The organism is Xenorhabdus innexi (genome assembly GCF_002632485.1).
GTDB lineage: Bacteria > Pseudomonadota > Gammaproteobacteria > Enterobacterales > Enterobacteriaceae > Xenorhabdus > Xenorhabdus innexi.
In genome coordinates this window covers 1-22,809 of the sequence record NZ_NIBU01000039.1, presented here as the reverse complement: position 1 = coordinate 22,809, position 22,809 = coordinate 1, and the positions used below count along the sequence as shown (strand labels likewise).

Here is a 22,809-nt window from a genome sequence, read left to right as displayed (position 1 = left end):
TCAATGTTAACGAAGAATAAAAATACGGAAGGACGCAAGAAACTGAACAGCGAAACTTTGGCGAGCAGAACTGTTCAGCCTCTTGCTACGGACATCACCGGAGAGCGATTACCTGAGTCAAAGTATCGCACGGGAATGCAGAAAAATAAACCGGGGGTCACATTATGCTGACTATTACCCCTAACTTCGCACAGGAACGCGGTTTAAATTTATTGCGCCAGAACTGGAAACAACACCGCACGTTCATGGTGTACAGCCCTACAGGTTCAGGCAAAACAGGACTGGCGGCTTTCATCACAGCCGGTTATATCACCCGTAACATGCGTGTCATGTTCTGCGTACCGTATACGATCCTCGTCGAACAGACTGCCAGGCAATTTGTGAAGTATGGCCTGCCCGCAGATAAGATCAGCTACGTCTGGCGTGACCATCCAGACTATGACCCGGTACGCCTGATTCAGATTGCGTCAACCGATACGATTATCCGCCGTGAATTTCCCGACAATATCGATTTACTGATTATCGACGAGGCCCACTTACGCCGTAAGCGGATGCTGGAAATTATCCGTGATAGTGATATTCCGGTGGTTGGGTTATCGGGCACCCCGTTTGCGCCGTTCCTCGGTCACTACTACGAAAAGCTGATTAAACCGACCACGATGAAAGAGCTGATTCAGCGTGGCGACCTGAGTCAATACGAATTCTATGCACCAACTAAACCGGATTTAACCCGCGTGAAATCCAATAGCAGCGCGGAGTACGGCAGTGATTACAAAGAGGCTGAGATTGCTGAAATCATGTGTGGTTCTGATTTGGTGGGCGATATCGTCAGTAACTGGCTGGAGAATGGCAATAACCTGCCGACTATCTGTTTTTGTGTAACGGTCAGTCATGCCAATTTCGTCACGGTAGAGTTCAATCGCGCCGGTATCAATGCCGACATTATTACCGCAAACACTCCCCCTGATGAACGTCAGGTGATTATCCACCGCTTTGAACAGGGGGCGACGAAAATCATTGTGAACGTAGGCACCTTGATCGCTGGTTTTGATAGCGATGTGCGCTGCATCATTTACGCTCGTCCCACTAAATCAGAGATTCGCTGGGTGCAATGTCTTGGCAGAGGCCTGAGGAAAGCACCGGGCAAAGAAGCCTGCCTTATCTTTGATCACTCCGGCTCTGTTCACCGCCTCGGCTATCCCGACAGCATCGAATATGACGAACTACCCAGTAAGAACGATGGCATGAAAACCCAGTCCAGTCACCGTGAACAGGAGAAACGCGAGAAGCTACCGAAGGAGTGCACTTCCTGTCACTACATGAAGCCGGCAGGGGTCTATGTCTGCCCGAAGTGCGGATTCAAACCATTGACAGGCGAGGATGTTGACGTCGATACCACACGCGGCCTGAAAAAGTTAAGCCTGAAAGAGCGCGTGTATACACAGGCGGAAAAGCAAAGTTTCTACTCCCAGCTGAAGTATTACCAGAACCAGCGTGCGTCACAGGGCAAAGTTCTCAGCGATTGGTGGGTTAAGTACACCTTTAAAGAAAAGTTTGGCGATCTGCCTCGCGGCTTGCATGACCGACCACAGGAACTGACGCCCGAAGTGAATAATTTCATCAAGCACAAACAAATAGCGTGGGCGAAATCCCGTAAGAAGACAGAACAAGCCCCCAAAGAGCCACCTACACCGGAAGTCATTCAGAGCCGCCTCAGCGATATCCGTGAACGCTTTGGCATTAATCAGGGAGAAACACGATGAACAGAATAAAAACCGCCGACGCTGTTATCGGACGCTGGCCTGAAATTTTTGCTTACTACAAGTTACCACCCGTGACAGGCAAAAAACACTTTAAAGGCAAGTGTCCAATCTGCGGGCGGAAGGGCAAATTTCGTATTGATGATCAGGAAGGGCGCGGCACGTTTATTTGTGCTTGTGGTGAAAAAGGCAATGGCTGGAAGCTACTCCTCCTGACACAGAACAAAGATTACAAGACGTTAGCCGACGAGATTGATCGGCTTCTGGGTATCCAGTCTGACAAGCGCAGTGTCGTGAAAAAAGAAACCACTGTTTCCAGCTTCAGAAGCAAAGTCACGGCCTGTTATGCCCATCTGCCCCAGCTCAAAGGCACACAAGGCGAAGCCTATTTACGCAATCGGGGCATTCATGGGCTGCCCGCTGACAATGTGAGGTATTGCCCTGAGCAACCCGTCAGGAACGGGAAATTACAGGCAATATGGGCACTTGCGACTGACTCAAAAGGCCAGCTCTGTTACCTGCACAGGACGTATTTAGACGGGGATCGGAAAGCCGACATTACCCCGCAGAAGAAAATGAACTCATTGCAGGAAGACAGTTACTTGGAGCACACGCAGTCCGTGGCGATCCGCTTGTTTCCGGTGGATTCCACGCTGGGGATTGCCGAAGGTATCGAAACCGCCCTGTCCTGCAAACAAATCTACAAGGTCAACACATGGTCAACCATGAACGCCGGGCATATGGCGAAATTCATTGCCCCGATGGGCGTAAAGCACCTGATTATCTTTGCAGATAACGACTGGAGTGCCACCGGGGAAGCTGCCGCGTATGAGTGCGCCCGTAAGAATCTGGTGGCAAAGAACAACATTGAGCGGGTCAGCGTCCGATGGCCTGACGATGGCGATTTTAACGATTTATTGCAGCACGGCAGTCAGGCCAGAGAGCGGATATTTATGAAAGAGCAGCGGGAGACAGCGTAATGCGTAACATGCAAATAATACTCAGCCAGTGGGGAGCATGGGCCAGTGAGGGGAATAGCGCCGTTGATTGGGCACCGGTTGCTGCCGGGTTCAAAAACCTGATACCCAGTACCCGAAAAACCCGCGCACAATGTTGTGATGATGATGGGTTTGCTATTGATGCAGCTATTTTGCGTCTGAAAAAGCACAACCCGTATTCTTACCAGCTGATAGTATTGCACTACATCAAGTCTTCACCACTCAGGGCGATGGGAACAAAGTTAGGTATTTCTCACAACGAAGTAGCAAAACGGTTACAGGCTGCCGAGGGATTTGTTGAAGGGGTGCTGGCTGTCTCGGATGTGGTTTTAGAACTGGATAAAGGTGGGCAAAAAGAAATCATGAATAAGGTTGCGTAATTACAAAAGTGAGTATATTGTGATAAGAGTGATAGCAATGTCACATAGCTTATTAACTTCAGACCTCGCCAAAAGCGGGGTTTTTTGTTTCCATCGAAGTAACATCTCTATGCCATTTGCTGACCGTTCATAAACGTTAAATTCTCGCTAACACGGGGGTGTATGAGACTGAAATAGGTGTGAGCGGTCAATAAATGGTGTAATGGTTGGTTACTATGACTTTCAGCGAAAAAGAGATCACCCTCATGAAAGATGAATTCGAATGGGTGTAGTCAACTATGAGAAATCTTCTCGTAGTTCAAATAGCGACACCGGAATTCCCACATCGGAACAAATTCAAGTGGTTACATCGGGGTTGGACAGCATCTTATATGATTGTTAAATCAATGTATTAGATGTGAATCAGGTTGATTTGAGCAGCACCCGATCGGCACAATATTTCCTCTTCGAGAGGCATTAAGACCTGTTTAAGGTGAGTCCACTCAGGCTACCGTCTGGATGACGGTATTGTTGAAAGCCCATACTCCCCATTCTCAGACCATAGTTATTATCTGACTAATGGCTGGTATGGCATCAATTCAAGGCTGCGCATTGCGTGGCCTTTTTCTTTTTCTAAAATCAGGAAACGACAAATGAGCAAGTTAACCCTCACTATTTCCGGTCTCAACGAGAATAATACCGCCAGTTCTGTTGATTTTAAGGCATGGCAGGGTGATAGATTGTTGATTAAAGATACATTGAACGGAAAGGTCTCAGAGGGATACAAGAAGGTTTATGATACTGAATGTACTCATGAGCCTGTAATAGTTGAGCATAACCGTGATGATCTCCCATCACTTAAAATCACTGCCAGCATCGCATAATCAACGGTGCTTATTGAACTTTAATTAATCAATTAATAATCTATTCTCCGGGTACCCAAACAAAGGAGAGAGATGTGTTTATAGATAAAGGGTTAAAGCCAGATCCTGAGAACGCGGGTTATGTGCTTGGGTGGGGAGTGCTTCGCTATTCACCTTGGCATTTGGCAGGCATGTATACGGCTAAAGAAACGGCTGAAGTAGAGGCTGCCAATTTAGGCTCAGAATATGAAGTGCACTATGGTTCACACAGAGTAGGCAGTGATGATTTCGTATGGCATGGTGGTTCTTAACTACTGATAATATCTCAATGAATTAATTTAAGGTTGCTCAGGCAACCTTTTTATTACCCTTTATTCAACATAGGGTATTCCATATTTGCCACCGCAATCACTTTAATCACATCCGTATCCACGCATTGCGGCTGGCATCCTAATTTGTGAGTTAGGCTCTACAATCAGCAATAGTAAAAGCAGGATTATCAATCCATTTAAAATTAACCTGAGTTCACAATTGTATATCAAATCTGAGGCACGAAAATGAAAGTATCAATAGAGCTTAATGACGAAGTAATCTGGTCTCGCGATGAAAAGAAAGGCGAAGGCATGGCTTCGGTTAGATACATAAAGGACGGCACACAGCAAAAAATCATTACCGCCCTTGAATCTGCTTTATCTCAGGCTAAAGCTGAGGCTTCATGCTGGAGCGGATCATGCCTAATAGCTTCTTAACTCACATGAGGTGAATGATGGAAAAACGTATTGAAGAACTGGAAAGAAAGGTTGTCGAACTGGAAAAACAGCTTGCAGAAACTACGCAAGCTGTGACTCATTATCAAAATCTACATCAGATCGCTATTGATGAAATTAGACTCATTTTAGCAAGATGATTTCTTTTTGTATTCTGCATAAGCTAAGTCAGCTATTTGGTTGATTGTCATGTTTCTTATTAACTCACATGAGGTGAATGATGGAAAAGCGTATTGAAGAACTGGAGAAACAACTCGCAGAAAAAGATAAATCTGCGAGCTATGCAATTGAGGATGGTATACCTACTCTACGTAAACATAATGGAGAGATTATTTTTCGCTTAGGGAAAATTTAGTTATCTGACCGACAAGAGCTATTTGGTCTCGGCATGATGCATTTTCATTAAATTCTATGGCCTTGTCTAATAATCCATAGAGGCGAACTAATTTTTCAGGATCGTCTTCTGTAATCATTTTAGCTAGAAGTGAAAACAGAACTGGAACTGCATAGGCCATGTCTTCTGGGTTAACCCCATTAACTTTGATTTTTTCAAATTCGTATTGCATTTCTTAATTTCCTTTTACAGAGGTAATCAGCCAGACCTCTTTGGGTTGGTTAATATTTGGCTGATCTAACAATCTACCTTAACTATTAGTTTATTACTTTTAACCTACTCACAGGGGCGGACATAGGCTCACCCCACGGACGCCCATTGTTCTGATGGGGTGGAAATATGCGCATGACTGAAAAAGATACAGCGTTCTGGGCGCAGGTCTGGAACTGGTTAATTATCAATGCGCCCTTTCTCGGCGGTATGTTTCTGGCTGCATCGACAGCCTTTGCCCGTGAGAAAAGGGATGGTTCAGGCTGGAAAGCCTCTTTAGTGGAAGCCTTTATTTGTGCGGCTATCAGTGTGGGGATTATTAACGCACTGGAGTATGCCCAGTTACCGATTAGCCTTGCCCAGTTCTTCGGGGTACTGATTGGCTTTTTAGGCACGAAGAAGATTGGTTCGATTGTCGATGCGGTCTTCGCTTTCTTCAAAAACAAGTTTGGGGTGCACAGATGACCAGAGGCATACGCAATAACAATCCCGGCAACATTGATTATCAACCAACAAATAAGTGGCAAGGCTTGCTGCCTCATGACCCGAACATTGAAAAGCGGTTCTGTCGCTTTGAATCACCTGAATATGGTATTCGGGCACTGATGAAATTGCTGTGTAATTACCACAAGGGCGGGCATAACAGTGTATCCAAGATGATCAACCGCTGGGCGCCATCAATAGAAAATAACACCACGGCTTACATTAACGGGGTTGCCAAGGCACTCAATGTTGACCCGTTCGATAAGATTGACGTCAACAAGCCCACACTGATTTTGCTGGCGAAATCCATTATCCGACACGAGAACGGCAAACAACCTTATTCTGAGGCAACGTTTGAAAAAGCGTTTGAGATACTATGAGTTGGAAAGTGCAGATTTACTCGCTCATTGGGATTGCGTTGATAGGTTTTATCTGTAATTACCTGATTGACGACAATATTGAATTGCGAAATGAAAATCAGTCACTGACCAGTCAATTATCAAAACAAGCCGACCTCATCACCAATCAGCAAGAACGCATCCAACACCTTGCCGAACTCGACAACATTAACACACAGGAACTCGCCCATGCCAAGACTGAAATTGACACTCTTCGGGCTGATGTTGCCGCTGGTCGTCGTAAGCTGCGCATCCAAGCCACCTGTCCTGTGCGTGAAACCCCTTCCTCCGGCAGCGTGGGCGATGCAACCACCGTCGAACTCCCTGGAGAAACTGGATCAACTGTTCTCGATATCCGAGAAGGCATCATCAACGACCGGGCAAAATTGAAGTATTTGCAGGGTTATGTGAAGACTGAGTGTAGAGGATGATAATAATGGCAAATGAACTCAAGCCGTGCCCGTTTTGTGGAAGTGATAACGTGGGAACTGAACACCATTATGATTTTGCTGATAAAGATTACGAAGCGTGGGTTAATTGCTATAACTGTGATGCTTCGGGTTCTCATGCATGTTGGTTTGATGATGTCGGAGAAGCTTATACGGAAGCGATCAAGGTTTGGAACCAGAGAGTGGAAAATACTCAACCCCAGAGCAAATGATTCTGGGGTGTGGGAGTGTGTTAGGGCGTGATGTAGGTGAGTGTTAATTGAACACCTCCATTTATTTTTTACTAAACCATGCATTGAGAGATGGAAATGTGGTTGGTGCTGAAGTTGTTGGAGGTAATACCTGATCAATATCATCAGCACTGAGCTGGGGAAGTGATTGTCCTACTGAGCCGCTAACACCAGATTGGTGTGATGTTGTAGGTATTCCTGATTGTGTCAGAGGGGGAGCTCCTTGTGCCCTGCCTCGTTCTTGTCTGCGTTGGCGTATACGAGCAAAAGTTGCGTTATTATCCATGCTAGGGGATGGGGCATCATCGTCAATAGGGTTATAACGATGTAGGGGTTGCCTAATAACTGGTCTCACTGAACCAACAGCTTGAGTCGGCGAACCTCTTTGAACGGAAGATGAGGGTTGATTTAAGTGCGGTGGTGGTCTGCGAGTAATAAGGTTTGCAATTAAGGGATCATTCCAACCTGACGCTGATGCTTGAGGTGTTGAGCTCCTTTGTGTTGGCGGTGGAGAAGGAGGAACACCTAGGAAAAAGTATTCACTCAAATCATTATCTTGATCAGATTGCGGTGGATAAGTGCTTTGTAAGGTTCTATTTGTCATTGAATCGAAATGATTATTTTGTATATGCTCCTTTAATCTTCCTTGCCGAGTATATTTCTTAGAGCAGATGTGGCACTTAAAAAGAGACTTTACTTCTGCATGGGTTTTCTGATGTCTGTTTAAATTGCCACTCTGAATAAACTTTTTACCACAATCACTACATACAAAGGGTTTTTCGTTCGTATGAATTCGCATATGCTGGGCTAAATGGTTTTTCTGTAGGCACCATCTATTACAAATGTGGCAGACATAAGGTCTTTTTCCCTGCATATGCGCTTGTTCATGGGTAGCAAAATCAGCCTGATTATTAATCTCATTCCGGCAATATCTGCATATAGGCATAATATTTCCTCTATGTTTGTAATAATAACAGAACATATTTTTAGCAAAATATACTCCAATAAGACCTCAAAACAAACGAATAATTCTTAACCATCATTAACTAGCTGAAACTAAAGCCAATATTCCTTTACCCATTCCCTTGAGTGGTTAAAGCAATAACCCCTGCCATCACATCCGTGGTGGCTTTTTTGTATCTGCATTTCACTGCGCCCTCACCGCGCACATAAATAAAAAAAACGTAGAACCTTACAGAAAGTCGAACCTGAGAAAATCCGTTAATGGGTACTTCTACGGGCGGCTTTTCTGGTGAGCAGGTTCGATTTTCTATAAGGAAAGTACCCTATGAGTAACTCATTAACTGCTGAAATTAACTTTAAAGGTGACACTATCACCACAATAAAAGAAGAAAATATTGAATATGTTGCAATGAGATCAGTGGTTAAAAACATCGGTCTGGATTGGACCGGGCAACAGAAAAAACTCAATTCACAAAAAGAGAAATTCAACTGTAGACATATCTCTACGGTTGCTCCTGATGGCAAAACTCGTGAGCATTTATGTATTCCGCTGAAAAAACTTAATGGCTGGCTGTTCAGTATTAACCCCGCGAAAGTTAAAGCAAGCATTCGCAATAAACTCACTCAGTATCAGGAAGAATGTTTTATTGCCCTGCATGACTATTGGACCAAGGGTTATGCCTCTCGTAAGAGATTAAACCTCTCAGGGGCTGAGATAGAAGCACATGAAATTGCTAAATATGATGCAGAGACTTTTGCATTAGCAAGTCAAGGTTCCAGAGATATGAATGACAGGAAAAAAGCAATCCCTGTTATTCAGAATAAGATTCGAGATTGGGAAAGCAGACATCTACTGCAATTCGATTATGTTCTGGTTCAAACAGGAATAGGAAGACTCACTCGCTCTAACACTTAAGGCGGTAACGGTTAACTTAGACAGAGCTTTATATTGTCCCGGCTAAAAAATGACGGGGTTATATCAAACAGAACAGTTGAATATGCTAAATGCCATCCCTTAACACGGGTGGTTTTTTATTATAGGGAGGCCAGAACATGCCACCTCGCATACCGAGAGCCTGCCGCAAACAAGGCTGCCCTAAGACCACAACGGATCGCAGCGGCTACTGTCCTGACCACCTGCACACGGGCTGGCAGCACCATCAGCAGGGTCAGAGCCGACATACCCGCGGCTATGGCAGCAAGTGGGACAAACTCAGGGCTACCATCAAGCAACGGGATAAGCATCTGTGTCAGCAATGCTTACGGACAGGCAGAGCCGTCACAGGGACAACCGTAGACCACATTAAACCGAAAGCCCACGGCGGGACGGATGCCCTATCGAATCTGATGTTGCTGTGCTGGCCTTGTCATCAGAAGAAGACAGCCACGGAGCGATTACGGTAAGGGCGTGATGCATACACAGCGGCAGGCCGATAAGGATGATGAGCGAATGAACCTACTGTGACTATCACGCGACTACCTGATGCGAATGATTTTATTTTCAACTGAAACCATCACGGCTGACAAGGATGCTCAGGGGTGGGGGCGGGGTAAATCGCTACCCCTCTCGCGCCTTGGGGACCGCCGCCTTGCCTCTGTTCATATCGCCGCGAAATGTAAACCTTTTTTTGGGGTGCCCCAACAAGGCTATTTTATGGGAGAAATCACATGGCAGGACGACCGCCAACCCCGACCCACCTGCGTTTGGTCAGGGGGAACCCGTCAAAACGTCCGATAAACGACAAGGAACCGAAGCCGGAAAAAGGGGTGCCCAATGTGCCCAAGCATTTCGGCAAGATGGGGCGCTACTGGCATGAACGGATCGCCGGGGAACTGGATAACGTCGGTATCCTGACGCAGCTGGATGCCAAGGCACTGGAATTGCTGATTGAAGCGTATGTGGAATACCGTACCCACTGCGACACCCTGAATGAAGAGGGCTACACCTACCGCACCGAGCAGGGACTCATCAAAGCGCACCCGGCGGCGGGCATGAAAGCCGATGCATGGAAACGCATCCACGCCATGCTGAGTGCATTCGGCATGTCGCCGTCCAGCCGCGCGAAAGTGAATATGGTCGGGGAAGACAAAGACGACCCACTGGCCGAACTGCTGCAACGGAGAGATTAAGATGGCAAAAGTGAGTGACGGTATCCGTTATGCCGAGCGAGTAATAGCCGGTGATATCGTAGCAGGGGAGCTGGTCAGACTGGCCTGTCAGCGGTTTCTGGAGGATTTAGCACACGGGGAAGCGCGCGGTATCACGTTCAGCGAACCCCGCGCCCAGCATATTCTGAACTTTTACAAATTTGTGCCCCACGTCAAGGGGGCCCTGGCAGGCAAACCCATTGACCTGATGGACTGGCACATCTTCATTCTGATTAACCTGTTTGGCTTTGTGCGCCCGCTGATTGACGAAGCCACCGGCGAGACCGTACTGCGCAATGACGGCAGCGGACGCCCGGTGATGGTACGCCGGTTCCGCACGGCTTACAACGAAGTGGCCCGCAAGAACGCCAAATCCACCTTATCGTCCGGTATCGGCCTGTACATGACCGGGGCGGACAGCGAAGGCGGGGCTGAGGTCTATTCCGCCGCCACGACCCGCGATCAGGCGCGCATTGTGTTCGAGGATGCGAAGAACATGATCAAGCAGGCCAGACCCACACTGGGGCGCTTGTTTGAGTTTAATAAACTGGCGATTTATCAGGAGTTGTCTGCGTCCAAGTTTGAACCGCTGTCCAGTGATGCCAATAACCTTGACGGCCTCAATATCCACTGTGGCATTGTCGATGAACTGCATGCCCATAAAACCCGCGATGTGTGGGACGTACTGGAAACGGCGACCGGGGCCCGGCTGCAATCCCTGCTGTTCGGCATCACCACCGCCGGATTTAACAAGGAAGGCATTTGCTACGAATTGCGGGATTATGCGGTGAAAGTCCTGCGCGGGCAGGTGGACGATGACACCTTTTTCGGCCTGATTTACACGCTGGATAAAGAGGACGACCCGTTTGACGAGACGGTGTGGCAGAAAGCCAATCCCGGACTCGGTATCTGTAAACGCTGGGATGACCTGCGGCGACTGGCGAAAAAGGCGAAAGAGCAGGTGTCTGCCCGGCATAACTTTTTTACCAAGCACATGAACCTGTGGGTGACCGCTGAATCCGCGTGGATGGATATGCTCAAATGGGATGAGTGCGACCCCCTGCCGCCATCCCACGAACTGAAAACCTACCCGATGTGGGTGGGGGTGGATTTGGCGAACAAGATTGATATCTGCGCCGCCGTCAAAACGTGGCAGGGCAATAACGGCCATGTTCATGCAGATTTTAAATTCTGGCTGCCGGAAGGGCGGCTGGCGCGCTGTTCCCGGCAACAGGCGGAGCTTTACCGTAAGTGGGCGGATATGGGCGTCCTGACCCTGACGGACGGGGACGTGGTGGATCATGCCCAGATAAAGGAAGAGCTGCAAATCTGGATCAGCGGCGACAACCTGAAGGAACTCGGTTTTGACCCGTGGAGTGCGGCGCAATTCAGTCTGGCATTAGCGGAGGAGGGTATCCCCCTGGTGGAAGTTCCCCAGACCGTGCGCAACCTGTCGGAAGCCATGAAGACACTGGAGGCACTGGTCTACGGCGGCAAATTCCACCATAACGCCCACCCGGTGATGAACTGGATGATGAGTAACGTCACGGTCAAACCGGATAAAAATGACAATATTTTCCCGAATAAATCCACGCCGGAAGCCAAGATAGACGGCCCTGTTGCGCTGTTTACCGGTCTGAGCCGCTTGCTGGTCAATGGCGGGGATGAACCCGATTTTCTTTCCCACCTCGACCCGGATGACCTGTTATTCCTATGAAAAATTTACTGATTGATATCACTGCCCTGAGCGGTGCCGGGGCGGTGCTGGCGGGCTGTTACCTGAAATACGGGCTGGCGAATACCCTGATACTCGGCGGCGTCCTGTGCATGGGCTACGCACTGGCGGTCGCCAGAAGGGGGCGGCATGCTGCTTGATGCCTTGTTTCGCAGTGAACCGCTGGAAAATCCCCGTGTCCCGCTGACGGCGGAGTCTGCTGAGCATGACGGCCTGTTCAGTGCGGATGTGTATGTCAGCCCGGAAACCTCAATGAAACTGGCGGCGGTGTATGCCTGCATTTATGTGCTGTCCTCGTCGGTGGCACAGATGCCGTTGCATGTGATGCGCAAAAGTGGCCAGACCGTCGAGATGGCCCGGGATCACCCTGCGTTCTACCTGATACATGATGAGCCGAACGACTGGCAGACCAGCTATAAATGGCGGGAGCTGAAACAACGCCATATTCTCGGTTGGGGCAATGGCTACACGTGGGTTAAACGGAACCGCAAAGGGGAAGTAACCACACTGGAGGCCTGCATGCCGTGGGAAACCACCCTGCTCAATACCGGCGGGCGCTATACCTATGGGGTGTATAACGACGACGGCAGTTTTGCCATCAGCCCCGATGACATGATCCACCTGCGGGCACTGGGCAATAACCGGAAAATGGGCTTAAGCCCCATTCTGCAACATGCGGAAACCATCGGCATGGGCATGAGCGGACAGAAATACACCAGCGCGTTTTTTGGCGGTAACGCCCGTCCGGCGGGGATTGTGTCGGTGAAGGGGGAGGTCGGCAAAGAGGGCTGGGAGCGACTGAAACAGATGTGGCGGAATGCGTCGGCGGCCCTGCGCCGTGAGGAAAACAAAACCCTGTTATTACCTGCCGATTTGGATTACCACGCACTGACGGTCTCACCGGTGGATGCCCAGCTGATTGATATGCTGAAACTCAATCGCTCGATGATTGCCGGGGTATTCAATGTGCCCGCCCATATGATTAACGATTTGGAGAAGGCCACCTTTTCCAATATCAGCAATCAGGCCATTCAGTTTGTGCGCCATACCGTGATGCCGTGGGTGGTGAACTGGGAGCAGGAGCTGAACCGCCGCCTGTTTACCCGACAGGAGCGCACGGCTGGTTTTTATGTGCGTTTCAATCTGGCCGGATTATTGCGGGGCACCCCACAGGAGCGCGCCCAATTCTACCATTTTGCCATTACCGACGGCTGGATGAGTCGCAACGAGGCCCGGGCCTTTGAAGACATGAACCCGATTGACGGGCTGGATGACATGCTGGTCAGCGTCAATGCGGCCAGTCCTATAACTAATCCCCAACCGCCTGAACAGGAGGATCAAACTGATGTGTGACAGGGAAATGCGCTGTTACCCCGGTGAAGTGCGGGCTGATACACAGGAAAACCAGCCGACCCGCATTGTCGGTTATGGCTCGGTGTTTAACAGTCGCTCTGAACCCCTCTGGGGTTTTCGTGAAATCATCAAGCCCGGTGCCTTTGACGAAGTACTGAATGATGATGTACGCGGATTGTTTAACCATGACCCCAATTTTATTCTGGGGCGCAGTACCTCGGGCACGCTGGCGTTATCGGTGGATGACACGGGGCTGTGCTATGACATTACCGCACCGGATACCCAGACTATCCGCGATCTGGTGCTGGCCCCGATGCAGCGCGGGGACATTACCCAGTCCTCGTTTGCCTTCCGGGTCGCCCGGGACGGTGAGCACTGGTACGAAGATGAGGAAGGGGTGGTTATCAGGGAAATTACCCAGTTTTCCCGCCTGTTTGATGTCAGTCCGGTCACTTATCCGGCTTATCAGGCCGCCGATTCAGCTGTCCGTTCTCTGAACGCATGGAAAGACGCCCGGGACAGCGGGGCGCTGCAACAGGCCATTAACCAAAAACAGGCGCGTGAACGTCTGCTGACTTTATTGAACCGATAGGATATAAGCATGAAATTGCATGAACTGAAACAACGCCGTAACACCATCGCCGCCGAGATGCGGACCCTGCATGAGAAAATCGGTGATAATGCGTGGACAGAAGAACAGCGCACCGAATGGCATAAGGCTAAGACCGAACTGGAGGGCATCGACACCCAAATCCAGCGCGAGGAAGACCTGCGCAGTCTGGATCAGCAGTTAGTGAATGAACAGGAACCAGAGCAACGCCAGCAACCGACCGCTGACCCGGACACGGAACAACAGACCCGCCGTGCTGCCGCCTTTGACAAGTTCCTGCGTCACGGTCTCGGGGACATGAACACGGAAGAGCGTCAGGCCTTACGGGAGCTGCGAGCACAGGGCACCACCCCGGACGAGAAAGGCGGTTACACCGTGCCGACCCAGATGCTGAACAAAGTGGTGGAATCCATGAAAGCCTACGGCGGGATTGCCAGCGTGGCGCAGATTCTCAGTACCGCCACCGGACAAACCATTGAGTGGGCCACCGCTGACGGGACGGCGGAGGAAGGGGAGCTGCTGGGTGAAAACACCGCCGCCAGTGAAGAAGACACGGCGTTTGGTACCGAATCACTGGGGGCTAAAAAACTGTCCTCCAAAATCATTCGGGTCTCCAGTGAGTTGTTGCAGGATTCCGGTATTGATATGGAAGCCTATCTGGCCAAACGCATTGCCGAGCGTATCGGGCGCGGGGAGGCGAAATATCTGGTGAAAGGCACCGGACGCGGCAGCCCCTTACAGCCGAAAGGGCTGGAAACGTCAGTGACGGGCACTGTGGAGGCGGCGGCGAAATTCAGCTGGAAAGACATGAACACCCTGAAACATGCGATTGACCCGGCTTACCGCAATGCCGGGACTTTCCGCTGGGCGTTCAATGACAGCACGCTGAAAACGATCACCGAAATGGAAGACGCGCAGAATCGTCCGCTGTGGCTGCCGGAAATTGCCGGAGTGGTGCCGTCGACGGTGCTTGGCATCCCTTACGTGATTGATCAGGCGATTGCCGACATGGGCGCCGGGAACAAGTTTATCTACTGTGGTGACTTCAACCGTTTCATTGTCCGCCGCGTGGCCTACATGACCCTGAAACGTCTGGTTGAACGTTATGCCGAGTACGATCAGGTGGCGTTTCTGGCGTTCCACCGCTTCGACTGCATTCTGGAGGATGTGGCGGCCATCAAGGCACTGGTCGGCAAGGGCAGCAGCGTCGCCGCATAATCCGGTATCCCCATCCCCCACGCCGCATAATGCGGTTTTTTTGTGCCTGCTATCCGCGAGGGTGGCAGGTGTTCAGGAGGCCATATGCCTTTTCCCACGCTCGAACAACTGAAACAGCAGTGTCGGCTTGACGAGGATACCACCGTTGAGGATGACCTGCTGAAGACCTATGCGCAGGCGGCGATTAAGCGGGCAGAAAACTACCTGAACCGCCGATTGTATGAAGAAGCCGTACCGGCGACTGACCCGGACGGGCTGGTCGTCTCAGACGATGTGACACTGGCGATCATGCTGACGGTGGGCTACTGGTACGAAAACCGCGAAGCCCAGTCCATCCCGATGGGATTTAAGGCGTTGCTGGAGCCGTATCGTTATATTCCGTTATAGGAGAACCTGATGAGAGCCGGTGCACTGCGCTATCGCATCAAATTATACCGTCCGGTTATCAGCCGGGATGAGTCCGGCACCGAAATTGTGACGGTAGATTATGTCACCACGGTCTGGGCGAAAGCGGAGGCGCTGTCCCACCGCAAAATCCGTACCGCTGACCAGCAGCCGGTGATTGAAGTGCAGCAATTTACCGTCAGGCCACGGGCAGACATCACAATTAACTGGCTGGTCGAACATCAGGGCCGCTTTTTTACGGTCCGCACCGTTGACCGCAATCGCCCTGACCGGGCCATTATCACCACGGAGGCCGATGTGCAGCATGATCGAGTTTGAACTCAAAGCCGAGTTAGAGCGGTTAACAGCAATGAAGGCCTACCCGCTGATCCTGCCGACAACGGTACTGGAAGGCGTGACCTACCAGCGTATCAGTGACCCTCACTTTAATACCGGGCTGGCTGCCACCCGGCTCATCGACGCGCGGTTTCAAATCAGCCTGATTGTGCTGAACGATTACAGCAAGGCTTTACGGTTAGAAGCCAAAATTCGTCGGGAATGGGAAGCCATCCAGCACGGATATCTGGGTAAGACGCCGGTGCAAACGGTCTCACGGGGCGCGCTGCATCAGGACGCGGAAGAGCTGACCGAAAACCGCAAGCGTTACCGCCTCACCCGCGACTTTATCATTACCTACACGGAGGGCGACCCATGATAGGCGTCAGGCTGTCCGGCCTTGAAGCACTGGGCCGTCAATTGCAGGCGCTGGACACCGAACTCCAGACTAAAATCCTGCGCAAAGCCGGCAAGGCCGCAATGGAAATCGTCAAAGAGGATATGGAAATACATGCCGGTTATGACCGGAAAAGCCCGGGTCCCCATCTGCGGGATGCTATCGAGATCCATGCAGCCAAATCGACGAAATACCCGGGCGGGGTGATGATCACCGTCGGCCCGACCCAACCCCATCGCCTGAAAGCACTGGCGCAGGAGATGGGCACTATCAAGCAGGTGCCGAAACCGTTTATCCGGCCGGCACTGGATTACAACAAGACCGCTGTCATTAAGGTACTCGCACAGGCAATCCGCGAGGCCTTATCCCGTTACAGCACCTAACCGTTATCGGAGTCCGTTCTTATGGCAAAAACCTCCCCTGAATACGCTGTCCTGCCGTCGGGCACACGGGTGAAATTCGGCAAACCCGGCGACAGCGTGGCACAAATGAAGCCGCTGGTGAACTGCAAGGCACTGGGGGCCACCGGTTTAACCGGCAGTTTTATTGACTGCACCACCCTGATTGATACCAACAAACAATTTATTTCCGATATGCCGGAAGGTCCCGAGAAATCACTGGGTTTTATTGATGACCCGGGCAATGCCGATTTTACCGCGTTCCTGAATGCGGCTGAACAGCGCGAGACCGTCCAGTTCTACATTGCCCTGCCGAACCAGCGCACGGCGACGATGGTGCTCGCCCTGTCCGGCTGGGAAATGAACGACATTAACGCGCCCGCGAGTGAAGTGATCCAAATCACCGTCAAGGGCAAACAGAATAACCTCGTCTGGGGCACCACCACCCAAACCGGAGTGACCGCATGAAAAACCTGAAAGCGGCGTTACTGACCCCGCGCCCGCACATCAAAGCCGTTGAACTGTTCGGCATTCCCGTCAACCTGCGCCGTATGACGGCCTCAGAGCTGCTGACACTGGAAGAAAAAGCGGAAAAACTGAGTGAAGCCGGGGACGGGCGCGAAGCCTCCCGTCTCAATATCCAGATGTTGCTGGACTGTCTGGTGGATGAGAAGGGGCAGCCCATTCCGGCCGCCGAACTCCCCACCGCCGAGGAATTAATGGCGGTACACGATAATGCCAGCATGATTGAGGCTATCCAGATTGTGAAACGGCACGCCATCGGTACGCTGGAGGACGCCGAAAAAAACTAACCCACTCGCCGACGCTGCATTTTGCCTTCACGCTGGCTGAACAGCTCGGCGAAATCGATCCCTACCGTATCCTGTCCCTGCCGGCGGCCACCCTGCAGGAGTGGCAGGCCTATTACCGCCTGAAACACCGTTCACCCCGTGATGAACCCGCACCCGCTGCGCCGGTGGCACGGGACACGGTGCAGGCACAGTGTGACAATATCATGAGAATTCTGGGGTAAATCATGGCGAATCTCTCTTCCCTGACGGTCGGCCTGCTGGTCAATGCCACCTCGTTCAAATCCCAGATTGCCGATGCTTACCGGTATGCCGGGCGGGAATCGGAACGCTTTGCCGACAAAGCCGACAAAGACGGGAAAAAACTCAAAAAGACCTACAGTTCGCTGGCAAACCAGATTGCATCAGTGTCCGGCAAGCTGGCGTTACTGACCGGCACCGGGTTCTCACTGGGCAGTATTATCACCCATACCCGTAAATACGGGCAGGCGCTGTCTGACCTGTCCGCCATTACCGGCGCAACCGGGGCGCAGTTAAAGCAGCTGAACGACGATGCGCTGCGGTTGGGGCGCACCACGGAATTCGGGGCGACCGGCATTGCGCAGGCCTTAAAGCTGATGGCCTCCGCCAAACCGGAGCTGCTGAAAAATACCCAGGCCTTAACCCAGGCCACCGAGAAAGCGGTGGTGCTGGCCCAAGCCTCCGGCGTGGACTTACCGGAAGCCACCAAAGCCTTAGCCCTGTCCTTAAACCAGTTCGGGGTCAGTGCCGCGCAGGCCGACCGCTATATCAACGTGCTGGCCGCCGGGGCGAAGTACGGGGCGTCGGAGATTAACGAAACCGCCCAGGCGATCAAGAACGGCGGCACAATGGCGGCACAGGCGGGCATCTCGTTTGAAACGCTGAATGCGGCCATTCAGGTATTAGCCAAAGGCGGCATTAAAGGGGCGGAAGCCGGAGTCGCCATTCGTAACGTGGTGCTGGCGCTGGAGAAATCCACCGATAAAAAACTGAAACCGTCAGTGGTCGGTTTGGAAGCCGCGTTAGAACACCTGAAAAACAAGCAGTTATCCACCGCACAAGCCGCCACCCTGTTCGGGCGGGCAAACCTGAGTGCGGCGTCCCAGTTAGTCACGGGCCGTCGTGAACTGGGGGATTTAACACTGGCGCTGACCGACACACAAGTCGCCTACGATCAGGCCGCCGCCCGGGCGAATAACCTGAGCGCCGATCTGGATGTATTGGGTAAAGCGTTTGAGGTGATGGCGATCAAGGTCGGTATGGGCGCGGATGGCCCCCTACGCACCGGGGTTCAGGGGGCGACCAATGCCGTGAATGCGTTGTCAGAAAACTTTAACACGGTGGCTAATGTGGCTCTGCATACCTTAATCCCCGTGATGGCAACCAAACTCACTGCCGGACTGCGGGAGAATATCAGTACTTGGCGGGCAACCGAAAAAGCGATGCGGAACACCGCGAAGCAGCAGGCCGATACTGCCCGGAAAACGATTGAGCAGGCCAATGCCACGATTACTTCAACGGAAGCGCAACGCAAGCACATTAAATATCTGGAGAGTACCAATCGCCAGCACGGAATTTACGTTAATTATGCCAGGGATAAAAACACATTATTTCGGCAAGAGACCGAAGCGTACAAACAAAGGGAGAAAGCCACAAAGGCACTAGAAGTGGCTAACCGCCGACTCTCTTTCTCTTATCAGGCGCTATCCAGAACTATGAATTTTGCTAGTAGTGCGTGGGCGATGATTGGCGGCTCCTTCGGCGCAGCAATGCTCGCAGGGTCTGCTGTATTGTATTTTAGCAATAGCGTTAGAGAAGCGAAGGTAAAAGTTGATAGCCTGAAAGGATCGCTAGTAGAGACAATTGCACAATTACAGCAATTATCAAAAATCAAACTAGAAATTCGCATGGATGATCTTAAGGAGGATATACAGCTTTTAGAAAAGGAACAGAAGAGGCTTTATGGAGAATCAGCAAGGTATTCCCAAAAACGACAATCTGATATGGAAGGCATAAGAGACAGCGGATTAGGGTTTCTTGCAGATTGGTTTGATGAAAGCCCGGCTGAATATGAAAAACACCGTCGTAAAAACCAAGGCGACTTGGAAGACATAGCAAAAGACCTCGCAGCAAAAAAAGAAAGCCTCAAAAATGCAGAATCTATTTTACTAAGTGGTAAATACGATCAGCCATCCAAACCCGACGATAACAATCAAACCCCATGGACCGGTGAAGGTGGTGGGAGCAAGGGTAAAGGCGGTCAAAAGGAAAAGAGCACCACCCAAATCATTAATCAGTATCAGCAGTTGCGGTTTGATATTGAGCGGGCGCACAGCACCAGTCTGGGCCGTATTCTGCTGAATGAGAAAGACGTGCAGCGAAAACTGGACGATATCGCGAAGTCCGGTTTAGTGTCCCAGAGTGAGATTGAGCGCCTGAAAGCCCTGAACGCCGAAAACCACCAGAAACAGCGGCTGGAACTGGCAGAACGCTATGCCCCGGCAAAAGCCCTTATCCGACAGGAGGCGGAAGCCAGCAAAGAGCTGAAAGCACTGTACGCTGAACGCCTGCTGACCGAGCAGGAATATTTGCTAGCCAGCAAGACCCTGAATCAGACGTCGGTTAAAGATAAATTAGCAGAACAGGCGCGGGCGTTGGCTGTCCCGCAACTGCATCTGGCTGGTGAGGTCGATCCGGTGATTCAGTTAAAAAACCAACTGACCGAACAAACCGCACTGTATGAGGCCTATTACCGCAATAACCGTATCAGCAAAGAGCGGTTCGAGCAGTTAACCACCGCCGCCGGAACGCGATCGCGGGATGCACAACTGGCCGCCGCGAAAGAGTTGTACGGGGCACAGGGGGATTTTCAGCGTATGCAACTGAATTTGTTGGATGTAGTCGAACAGCGAACCGGCAATGCGTTGACCGGGATGCTGACCGGCAGTAAGTCGTTCTCGGAGTCCATGCGGGAACTGTCGGCATCATTGGCACAATCCATCATTCAGGACCTCATGCGTATAGCCATGCAGGCACTGATCACCAAGGCCATCTCCGGCTTCTTCGGCGGGGGCGGCATGGCGAATATGGGCACCCAGTCGTTAGCCTCCGCCGGGGGCAGTATGGGGTCCATCGGCTCGGGCACTACCCTGACCCCGGCTATCTGGAAAAGTCCGATTGCGAACGCGAAAGGCGGGGTGTACCAGTCAGCGGATTTAAGTCAGTACAGCGGGCAGATTATCAGCAGCCCGACCCTGTTTAAATTTGCCAAAGGTGGCGGCTTGATGGGGGAGGCGGGACCGGAAGCCATTCTTCCACTAAAACGTGGTTCAGATGGGCGGTTGGGGGTCGAGACGTCAGGCGGGACGAGCAACCAGACCACCAATCAGGTGAGTATCGTGATCCAGTCTGACGGCAATCACGACGTGAAAACCACCAGTGGGTTTGAGTCCGCCGGACAGGATATTGCGAAGTTTATTGACCAGCGCTTTAAGACGTTGCTGCATAAAAGTCTCGGTCAGGGCGGTGAACTCAGTGTCGCCATTAAAGGAGGACGGCGATGATAAAAACCTTTGATTTCCCGGCTCGTGTGGGCGCTGCCGGTGAGTTTGAGCCGGTGGTGCGCACCGTTCAGTTCGGCGACGGCTACAAGCAAACCAGCGGGGATGGGATCAACAGCCAGCGGGAAAGCTGGCCGCTGTCATTTGTCGGTGTTCTGGCGGATATTGAACCGATTATGACGTTTCTGCGCGAACATCAGGGCTGGCGTGCCTTCAAATGGCGCAATCCGTTAGCGGAGCTGGGTTTGTATCAGGCCGGAAAGTTCAGCCTACAGGCACACGGAGCCTACTTCACCCTGTCCGTGACCTTTACCCGCACTTATCACCCTTAAAAGGAGGGAATATGACCATCCATAGTGATCTCCAACAGTTGGAGCCGGGGAGTAAGGTTTTATTGTTTGCCGTTGACGGTTCAGCGTTTGGCGGCCCTGAGCTGTATTTTCACCATCACCCGATTGCCTACACCGAAGCGGAGCTGGAAAATGCGGACACCTTGCCGGCTAAATCCCTTTGGTGGCAGGGGGTGGAATACAAACCGTGGCCGGTGAAAATCGAGGGGCTGGAGGTCAGTGGTGACGGCCGGGCAATCTCACCCACACTCAGCGTGGCGAATCTGGATGGCACAATCAGTGCCTTATGTCTGGCCTACCAGAATATGGTGCAGGCCCGCGTGACGCTTCATATGACCTTTGTGCATTATCTGGATGCCCGTAACTTTCCCGACGGCAACCCGGACGCTGACCCGACACAGGAAAAAATTGATGTTTTCTATATCGACAGCAAAACACAGGAAGACAATACCGAAGTGCATTTTGCCCTGTCGTCCCCGGCGGATTTGCAGGGCATTCAAATTCCCACCCGACAAATTCACAGCCTCTGCACCTGGTGTATGCGCGGACAATATCGACAATCCCCGTGCAACTACACCGGCACACGCTATTTTGATGAAGAGGGCAACCCGACGGATGACCCGTCACGGGATGTCTGCGGGGGATTAATGCGCGACTGCAAGCTAAGGCACGGGGAAAACACACAACTACCGTTCGGGGGTTTTCCCGGTTCGGCATTGCTGAGACGATAAACAGAAAAAGAGTGCCCGTGCATTCATTTACAAGTAAACTAAATATTAGTCTTATAAATATCAGGTGCATTTGTATGAAGAAAATATTTTTTTTATTTCCCATGCTCTTTATAAGCCCGGCGTTAGCTAGTGCCATATCAACAGACGAATATAAAAAATGTAAAAAAGTGACTGAATCGAGCAAAAAGTTAGACTGTTACGAATCGTTATATTCGGAAAAGGAGATCGTGAAAAAAGAAAAGAATGACTGGCATATTTCACAATATAAATCCGAAGTTGATGATTCTCAAACCGTAATTTTAGGCGTCGAGTCTTCTCGTCCAATACATACGACTTTGCTTGGCGTCGCCAGTCCTAGATTGATTATTAGATGTCAAAATAAAAAAACTGAAATATATATCAACTGGGGTGCCTATTTAGGGATTGATGAAACAGAAGTAACAACAAGAATCAACCAAGAAAAAGCAGCCAAAAAATGGTGGATTATTTCCACTGATAATAAATCAGCTTTTTATCCCGATGGAAAAATTGCATTTATTAAGTCATTATTCGGTAAAAATAAACTTTTTGCACAAGTGACGCCTTATGGAGAAAACACCATTAACACCACATTCAATGTAACCGGATTATCAGATGAGATAGCCCCAGTAAGAAAATCATGCGGATGGTAAGGTGAGTAACTTTATTATTCAGTGCAACCCGCTTCGGCGGGTTTTCTATTTTTAAGGTGCCCGTATGCGCCCCTATATAATTCAATCCATTCTTGATCATGCCAAAGCGGATTACCCTCATGAGTGTTGTGGTCTGGTGATCCAGAATCACCGAAAACAACAATACATTCCCTGTCGTAATACCGCCACCTCACCGACTGAACAGTTTAGTTTG

At 50.8% G+C, this 22,809-nt stretch carries 32 protein-coding genes and 1 pseudogene; 30 read left to right on the top strand and 3 right to left on the bottom strand.

Annotated elements, in window-relative coordinates; all coding sequences use genetic code 11:
* The first annotated feature begins 3 nt into the window (after positions 1 to 3).
* The 8 genes from Xinn_RS22060 to Xinn_RS22055 all read left to right on the top strand — a co-directional run bounded on the left by Xinn_RS22060 (position 4) and on the right by Xinn_RS22055 (position 4,887).
* On the top strand, positions 4 to 171 hold the full coding sequence (locus tag Xinn_RS22060) for a hypothetical protein (RefSeq protein ID WP_169923588.1): 168 nt from the start codon (positions 4 to 6) through the stop codon (positions 169 to 171).
* Entirely contained in the window at positions 165 to 1,763 is a 1,599-nt protein-coding gene (locus Xinn_RS14120; RefSeq protein WP_086954094.1) for a DEAD/DEAH box helicase, read from the top strand. Before Xinn_RS22060 ends, Xinn_RS14120 begins: the two co-directional genes overlap by 7 nt.
* Positions 1,760 to 2,740, top strand: a complete 981-nt coding sequence (locus Xinn_RS14115) for a DUF7146 domain-containing protein (RefSeq protein ID WP_086954093.1) — start codon at positions 1,760 to 1,762, stop codon at positions 2,738 to 2,740. The genes Xinn_RS14120 and Xinn_RS14115 overlap by 4 nt, the downstream gene beginning before the upstream one ends.
* Complete coding sequence (locus Xinn_RS14110) at positions 2,740 to 3,138, top strand: antiterminator Q family protein (RefSeq protein WP_086954092.1); 399 nt, start codon at positions 2,740 to 2,742, stop codon at positions 3,136 to 3,138. Before Xinn_RS14115 ends, Xinn_RS14110 begins: the two co-directional genes overlap by 1 nt.
* A gap of 632 nt (positions 3,139 to 3,770) precedes the next feature.
* Positions 3,771 to 4,001 carry a hypothetical protein gene (locus tag Xinn_RS14105; RefSeq protein WP_086954091.1) on the top strand — a complete coding sequence of 77 codons (231 nt, stop codon included), beginning with the start codon at positions 3,771 to 3,773 and terminating at the stop codon, positions 3,999 to 4,001.
* A gap of 74 nt (positions 4,002 to 4,075) precedes the next feature.
* Positions 4,076 to 4,291: a hypothetical protein gene (locus tag Xinn_RS14100; protein ID WP_086954090.1), complete on the top strand. Its 216-nt coding sequence runs from the start codon at positions 4,076 to 4,078 to the stop codon at positions 4,289 to 4,291.
* A gap of 246 nt (positions 4,292 to 4,537) precedes the next feature.
* Positions 4,538 to 4,729 carry an Rrf2 family transcriptional regulator gene (locus Xinn_RS14095; RefSeq protein ID WP_086954089.1) on the top strand — a complete coding sequence of 64 codons (192 nt, stop codon included), beginning with the start codon at positions 4,538 to 4,540 and terminating at the stop codon, positions 4,727 to 4,729.
* A 17-nt stretch (positions 4,730 to 4,746) separates the two neighbouring features.
* Positions 4,747 to 4,887 carry a hypothetical protein gene (locus Xinn_RS22055; RefSeq protein WP_211286015.1) on the top strand — a complete coding sequence of 47 codons (141 nt, stop codon included), beginning with the start codon at positions 4,747 to 4,749 and terminating at the stop codon, positions 4,885 to 4,887.
* Positions 4,888 to 5,076: 189 nt separating this feature from the next.
* Here Xinn_RS22055 and Xinn_RS14090 read toward each other — a convergent pair whose 3' ends face one another.
* The gene (locus Xinn_RS14090) at positions 5,077 to 5,313 is read right to left on the bottom strand and encodes a hypothetical protein (protein ID WP_086954088.1); all 237 of its coding nucleotides are present in this window, start codon (positions 5,311 to 5,313) and stop codon (positions 5,077 to 5,079) included.
* Between the two features lie 173 nt (positions 5,314 to 5,486).
* Between Xinn_RS14090 and Xinn_RS14085 the strand changes: the two genes are divergently transcribed.
* Genes Xinn_RS14085 through Xinn_RS14070 form a run of 4 tightly spaced genes read left to right on the top strand, consistent with a single transcriptional unit; the run spans position 5,487 to position 6,893 of the window.
* Entirely contained in the window at positions 5,487 to 5,816 is a 330-nt protein-coding gene (locus tag Xinn_RS14085; protein ID WP_086956489.1) for a phage holin, lambda family, read from the top strand.
* Positions 5,813 to 6,214 (top strand): structural protein, encoded by a 402-nt coding sequence (locus Xinn_RS14080; protein WP_086954087.1) that lies wholly within the window; start codon positions 5,813 to 5,815, stop codon positions 6,212 to 6,214. The genes Xinn_RS14085 and Xinn_RS14080 overlap by 4 nt, the downstream gene beginning before the upstream one ends.
* Positions 6,211 to 6,663 (top strand): lysis protein, encoded by a 453-nt coding sequence (locus Xinn_RS14075; protein ID WP_086954086.1) that lies wholly within the window; start codon positions 6,211 to 6,213, stop codon positions 6,661 to 6,663. Before Xinn_RS14080 ends, Xinn_RS14075 begins: the two co-directional genes overlap by 4 nt.
* A gap of 5 nt (positions 6,664 to 6,668) precedes the next feature.
* On the top strand, positions 6,669 to 6,893 hold the full coding sequence (locus Xinn_RS14070) for a Lar family restriction alleviation protein (protein WP_169923586.1): 225 nt from the start codon (positions 6,669 to 6,671) through the stop codon (positions 6,891 to 6,893).
* A 61-nt stretch (positions 6,894 to 6,954) separates the two neighbouring features.
* On the opposite strand, the gene Xinn_RS14065 is transcribed toward Xinn_RS14070, so the two are convergent.
* On the bottom strand, positions 6,955 to 7,857 hold the full coding sequence (locus Xinn_RS14065; RefSeq protein ID WP_169923585.1) for a C2H2-type zinc finger protein: 903 nt from the start codon (positions 7,855 to 7,857) through the stop codon (positions 6,955 to 6,957).
* Between the two features lie 342 nt (positions 7,858 to 8,199).
* Between Xinn_RS14065 and Xinn_RS22760 the strand changes: the two are divergent.
* From Xinn_RS22760 to Xinn_RS14045, 4 genes and pseudogenes are all read left to right on the top strand, one after another.
* Positions 8,200 to 8,580 (top strand): annotated as a pseudogene (locus tag Xinn_RS22760) (phage antirepressor N-terminal domain-containing protein); the annotation flags it as partial.
* Between the two features lie 347 nt (positions 8,581 to 8,927).
* Entirely contained in the window at positions 8,928 to 9,278 is a 351-nt protein-coding gene (locus Xinn_RS14055) for an HNH endonuclease (protein ID WP_086954082.1), read from the top strand.
* 264 nt (positions 9,279 to 9,542) lie between these two features.
* Positions 9,543 to 10,004 (top strand): phage terminase small subunit P27 family, encoded by a 462-nt coding sequence (locus Xinn_RS14050; protein ID WP_086954081.1) that lies wholly within the window; start codon positions 9,543 to 9,545, stop codon positions 10,002 to 10,004.
* A 1-nt stretch (position 10,005) separates the two neighbouring features.
* Positions 10,006 to 11,739, top strand: a complete 1,734-nt coding sequence (locus Xinn_RS14045; RefSeq protein WP_086954080.1) for a terminase large subunit — start codon at positions 10,006 to 10,008, stop codon at positions 11,737 to 11,739.
* A gap of 5 nt (positions 11,740 to 11,744) precedes the next feature.
* On the opposite strand, the gene Xinn_RS22050 is transcribed toward Xinn_RS14045, so the two are convergent.
* A complete protein-coding gene (locus tag Xinn_RS22050) occupies positions 11,745 to 11,888 on the bottom strand; it encodes a hypothetical protein (protein ID WP_169923584.1) in 144 nt (47 codons plus the stop codon).
* Here Xinn_RS22050 and Xinn_RS14040 point away from each other — a divergent pair.
* The 14 genes from Xinn_RS14040 to Xinn_RS13970 form a co-directional block, all read left to right on the top strand.
* Positions 11,887 to 13,110, top strand: coding sequence for a phage portal protein (locus Xinn_RS14040; protein ID WP_086954079.1), 1,224 nt, complete (start codon positions 11,887 to 11,889; stop codon positions 13,108 to 13,110). The two genes, Xinn_RS22050 and Xinn_RS14040, sit on opposite strands and share 2 nt — an antisense overlap.
* Positions 13,103 to 13,702, top strand: coding sequence for an HK97 family phage prohead protease (locus tag Xinn_RS14035; RefSeq protein WP_086954078.1), 600 nt, complete (start codon positions 13,103 to 13,105; stop codon positions 13,700 to 13,702). Before Xinn_RS14040 ends, Xinn_RS14035 begins: the two co-directional genes overlap by 8 nt.
* 9 nt (positions 13,703 to 13,711) lie before the next feature.
* Positions 13,712 to 14,938, top strand: a complete 1,227-nt coding sequence (locus Xinn_RS14030) for a phage major capsid protein (protein WP_086954077.1) — start codon at positions 13,712 to 13,714, stop codon at positions 14,936 to 14,938.
* Positions 14,939 to 15,022: 84 nt separating this feature from the next.
* Positions 15,023 to 15,325, top strand: coding sequence for a head-tail connector protein (locus Xinn_RS14025; protein ID WP_086954076.1), 303 nt, complete (start codon positions 15,023 to 15,025; stop codon positions 15,323 to 15,325).
* Positions 15,326 to 15,334: 9 nt separating this feature from the next.
* Positions 15,335 to 15,661: a phage head closure protein gene (locus Xinn_RS14020; RefSeq protein WP_086954075.1), complete on the top strand. Its 327-nt coding sequence runs from the start codon at positions 15,335 to 15,337 to the stop codon at positions 15,659 to 15,661.
* Positions 15,648 to 16,037 (top strand): hypothetical protein, encoded by a 390-nt coding sequence (locus tag Xinn_RS14015; RefSeq protein ID WP_086954074.1) that lies wholly within the window; start codon positions 15,648 to 15,650, stop codon positions 16,035 to 16,037. Before Xinn_RS14020 ends, Xinn_RS14015 begins: the two co-directional genes overlap by 14 nt.
* Positions 16,034 to 16,438 carry an HK97-gp10 family putative phage morphogenesis protein gene (locus Xinn_RS14010; RefSeq protein ID WP_086954073.1) on the top strand — a complete coding sequence of 135 codons (405 nt, stop codon included), beginning with the start codon at positions 16,034 to 16,036 and terminating at the stop codon, positions 16,436 to 16,438. The genes Xinn_RS14015 and Xinn_RS14010 overlap by 4 nt, the downstream gene beginning before the upstream one ends.
* Before the next feature lie 21 nt (positions 16,439 to 16,459).
* The gene (locus Xinn_RS14005; protein ID WP_086954072.1) at positions 16,460 to 16,921 is read left to right on the top strand and encodes a phage tail protein; all 462 of its coding nucleotides are present in this window, start codon (positions 16,460 to 16,462) and stop codon (positions 16,919 to 16,921) included.
* Complete coding sequence (locus Xinn_RS14000) at positions 16,918 to 17,265, top strand: phage tail protein (RefSeq protein WP_086954071.1); 348 nt, start codon at positions 16,918 to 16,920, stop codon at positions 17,263 to 17,265. The genes Xinn_RS14005 and Xinn_RS14000 overlap by 4 nt, the downstream gene beginning before the upstream one ends.
* A gap of 224 nt (positions 17,266 to 17,489) precedes the next feature.
* Complete coding sequence (locus tag Xinn_RS13990; protein ID WP_086954070.1) at positions 17,490 to 20,846, top strand: phage tail tape measure protein; 3,357 nt, start codon at positions 17,490 to 17,492, stop codon at positions 20,844 to 20,846.
* Entirely contained in the window at positions 20,843 to 21,175 is a 333-nt protein-coding gene (locus Xinn_RS13985) for a phage tail protein (RefSeq protein WP_086954069.1), read from the top strand. The genes Xinn_RS13990 and Xinn_RS13985 overlap by 4 nt, the downstream gene beginning before the upstream one ends.
* A gap of 11 nt (positions 21,176 to 21,186) precedes the next feature.
* On the top strand, positions 21,187 to 21,924 hold the full coding sequence (locus tag Xinn_RS13980) for a phage minor tail protein L (protein WP_086954068.1): 738 nt from the start codon (positions 21,187 to 21,189) through the stop codon (positions 21,922 to 21,924).
* 74 nt (positions 21,925 to 21,998) lie between these two features.
* Positions 21,999 to 22,595 (top strand): type VI secretion system-associated protein TagO, encoded by a 597-nt coding sequence (locus Xinn_RS13975; protein WP_086954067.1) that lies wholly within the window; start codon positions 21,999 to 22,001, stop codon positions 22,593 to 22,595.
* 64 nt (positions 22,596 to 22,659) lie between these two features.
* A partial coding sequence (locus Xinn_RS13970) for a Mov34/MPN/PAD-1 family protein (protein ID WP_211286016.1) occupies positions 22,660 to 22,809 on the top strand: 150 nt, incomplete at its 3' end.

Bases quoted from the DNA above. Each gene is read 5' to 3' on its own strand.
- Xinn_RS22060 (WP_169923588.1), top strand. From the start codon at position 4: ATGTTAACGAAGAATAAAAATACGGAAGGACGCAAGAAACTGAACAGC.
- Xinn_RS14120 (WP_086954094.1), top strand. From the start codon at position 165: ATGCTGACTATTACCCCTAACTTCGCACAGGAACGCGGTTTAAATTTA.
- Xinn_RS14115 (WP_086954093.1), top strand. From the start codon at position 1,760: ATGAACAGAATAAAAACCGCCGACGCTGTTATCGGACGCTGGCCTGAA.
- Xinn_RS14110 (WP_086954092.1), top strand. From the start codon at position 2,740: ATGCGTAACATGCAAATAATACTCAGCCAGTGGGGAGCATGGGCCAGT.
- Xinn_RS14105 (WP_086954091.1), top strand. From the start codon at position 3,771: ATGAGCAAGTTAACCCTCACTATTTCCGGTCTCAACGAGAATAATACC.
- Xinn_RS14095 (WP_086954089.1), top strand. From the start codon at position 4,538: ATGAAAGTATCAATAGAGCTTAATGACGAAGTAATCTGGTCTCGCGAT.
- Xinn_RS22055 (WP_211286015.1), top strand. From the start codon at position 4,747: ATGGAAAAACGTATTGAAGAACTGGAAAGAAAGGTTGTCGAACTGGAA.
- Xinn_RS14090 (WP_086954088.1), bottom strand. From the start codon at position 5,313: ATGCAATACGAATTTGAAAAAATCAAAGTTAATGGGGTTAACCCAGAA.
- Xinn_RS14085 (WP_086956489.1), top strand. From the start codon at position 5,487: ATGACTGAAAAAGATACAGCGTTCTGGGCGCAGGTCTGGAACTGGTTA.
- Xinn_RS14080 (WP_086954087.1), top strand. From the start codon at position 5,813: ATGACCAGAGGCATACGCAATAACAATCCCGGCAACATTGATTATCAA.
- Xinn_RS14075 (WP_086954086.1), top strand. From the start codon at position 6,211: ATGAGTTGGAAAGTGCAGATTTACTCGCTCATTGGGATTGCGTTGATA.
- Xinn_RS14070 (WP_169923586.1), top strand. From the start codon at position 6,669: ATGGCAAATGAACTCAAGCCGTGCCCGTTTTGTGGAAGTGATAACGTG.
- Xinn_RS14065 (WP_169923585.1), bottom strand. From the start codon at position 7,857: ATGCCTATATGCAGATATTGCCGGAATGAGATTAATAATCAGGCTGAT.
- Xinn_RS14055 (WP_086954082.1), top strand. From the start codon at position 8,928: ATGCCACCTCGCATACCGAGAGCCTGCCGCAAACAAGGCTGCCCTAAG.
- Xinn_RS14050 (WP_086954081.1), top strand. From the start codon at position 9,543: ATGGCAGGACGACCGCCAACCCCGACCCACCTGCGTTTGGTCAGGGGG.
- Xinn_RS14045 (WP_086954080.1), top strand. From the start codon at position 10,006: ATGGCAAAAGTGAGTGACGGTATCCGTTATGCCGAGCGAGTAATAGCC.
- Xinn_RS14040 (WP_086954079.1), top strand. From the start codon at position 11,887: ATGCTGCTTGATGCCTTGTTTCGCAGTGAACCGCTGGAAAATCCCCGT.
- Xinn_RS22050 (WP_169923584.1), bottom strand. From the start codon at position 11,888: ATGCCGCCCCCTTCTGGCGACCGCCAGTGCGTAGCCCATGCACAGGAC.
- Xinn_RS14035 (WP_086954078.1), top strand. From the start codon at position 13,103: ATGTGTGACAGGGAAATGCGCTGTTACCCCGGTGAAGTGCGGGCTGAT.
- Xinn_RS14030 (WP_086954077.1), top strand. From the start codon at position 13,712: ATGAAATTGCATGAACTGAAACAACGCCGTAACACCATCGCCGCCGAG.
- Xinn_RS14025 (WP_086954076.1), top strand. From the start codon at position 15,023: ATGCCTTTTCCCACGCTCGAACAACTGAAACAGCAGTGTCGGCTTGAC.
- Xinn_RS14020 (WP_086954075.1), top strand. From the start codon at position 15,335: ATGAGAGCCGGTGCACTGCGCTATCGCATCAAATTATACCGTCCGGTT.
- Xinn_RS14015 (WP_086954074.1), top strand. From the start codon at position 15,648: ATGATCGAGTTTGAACTCAAAGCCGAGTTAGAGCGGTTAACAGCAATG.
- Xinn_RS14010 (WP_086954073.1), top strand. From the start codon at position 16,034: ATGATAGGCGTCAGGCTGTCCGGCCTTGAAGCACTGGGCCGTCAATTG.
- Xinn_RS14005 (WP_086954072.1), top strand. From the start codon at position 16,460: ATGGCAAAAACCTCCCCTGAATACGCTGTCCTGCCGTCGGGCACACGG.
- Xinn_RS14000 (WP_086954071.1), top strand. From the start codon at position 16,918: ATGAAAAACCTGAAAGCGGCGTTACTGACCCCGCGCCCGCACATCAAA.
- Xinn_RS13990 (WP_086954070.1), top strand. From the start codon at position 17,490: ATGGCGAATCTCTCTTCCCTGACGGTCGGCCTGCTGGTCAATGCCACC.
- Xinn_RS13985 (WP_086954069.1), top strand. From the start codon at position 20,843: ATGATAAAAACCTTTGATTTCCCGGCTCGTGTGGGCGCTGCCGGTGAG.
- Xinn_RS13980 (WP_086954068.1), top strand. From the start codon at position 21,187: ATGACCATCCATAGTGATCTCCAACAGTTGGAGCCGGGGAGTAAGGTT.
- Xinn_RS13975 (WP_086954067.1), top strand. From the start codon at position 21,999: ATGAAGAAAATATTTTTTTTATTTCCCATGCTCTTTATAAGCCCGGCG.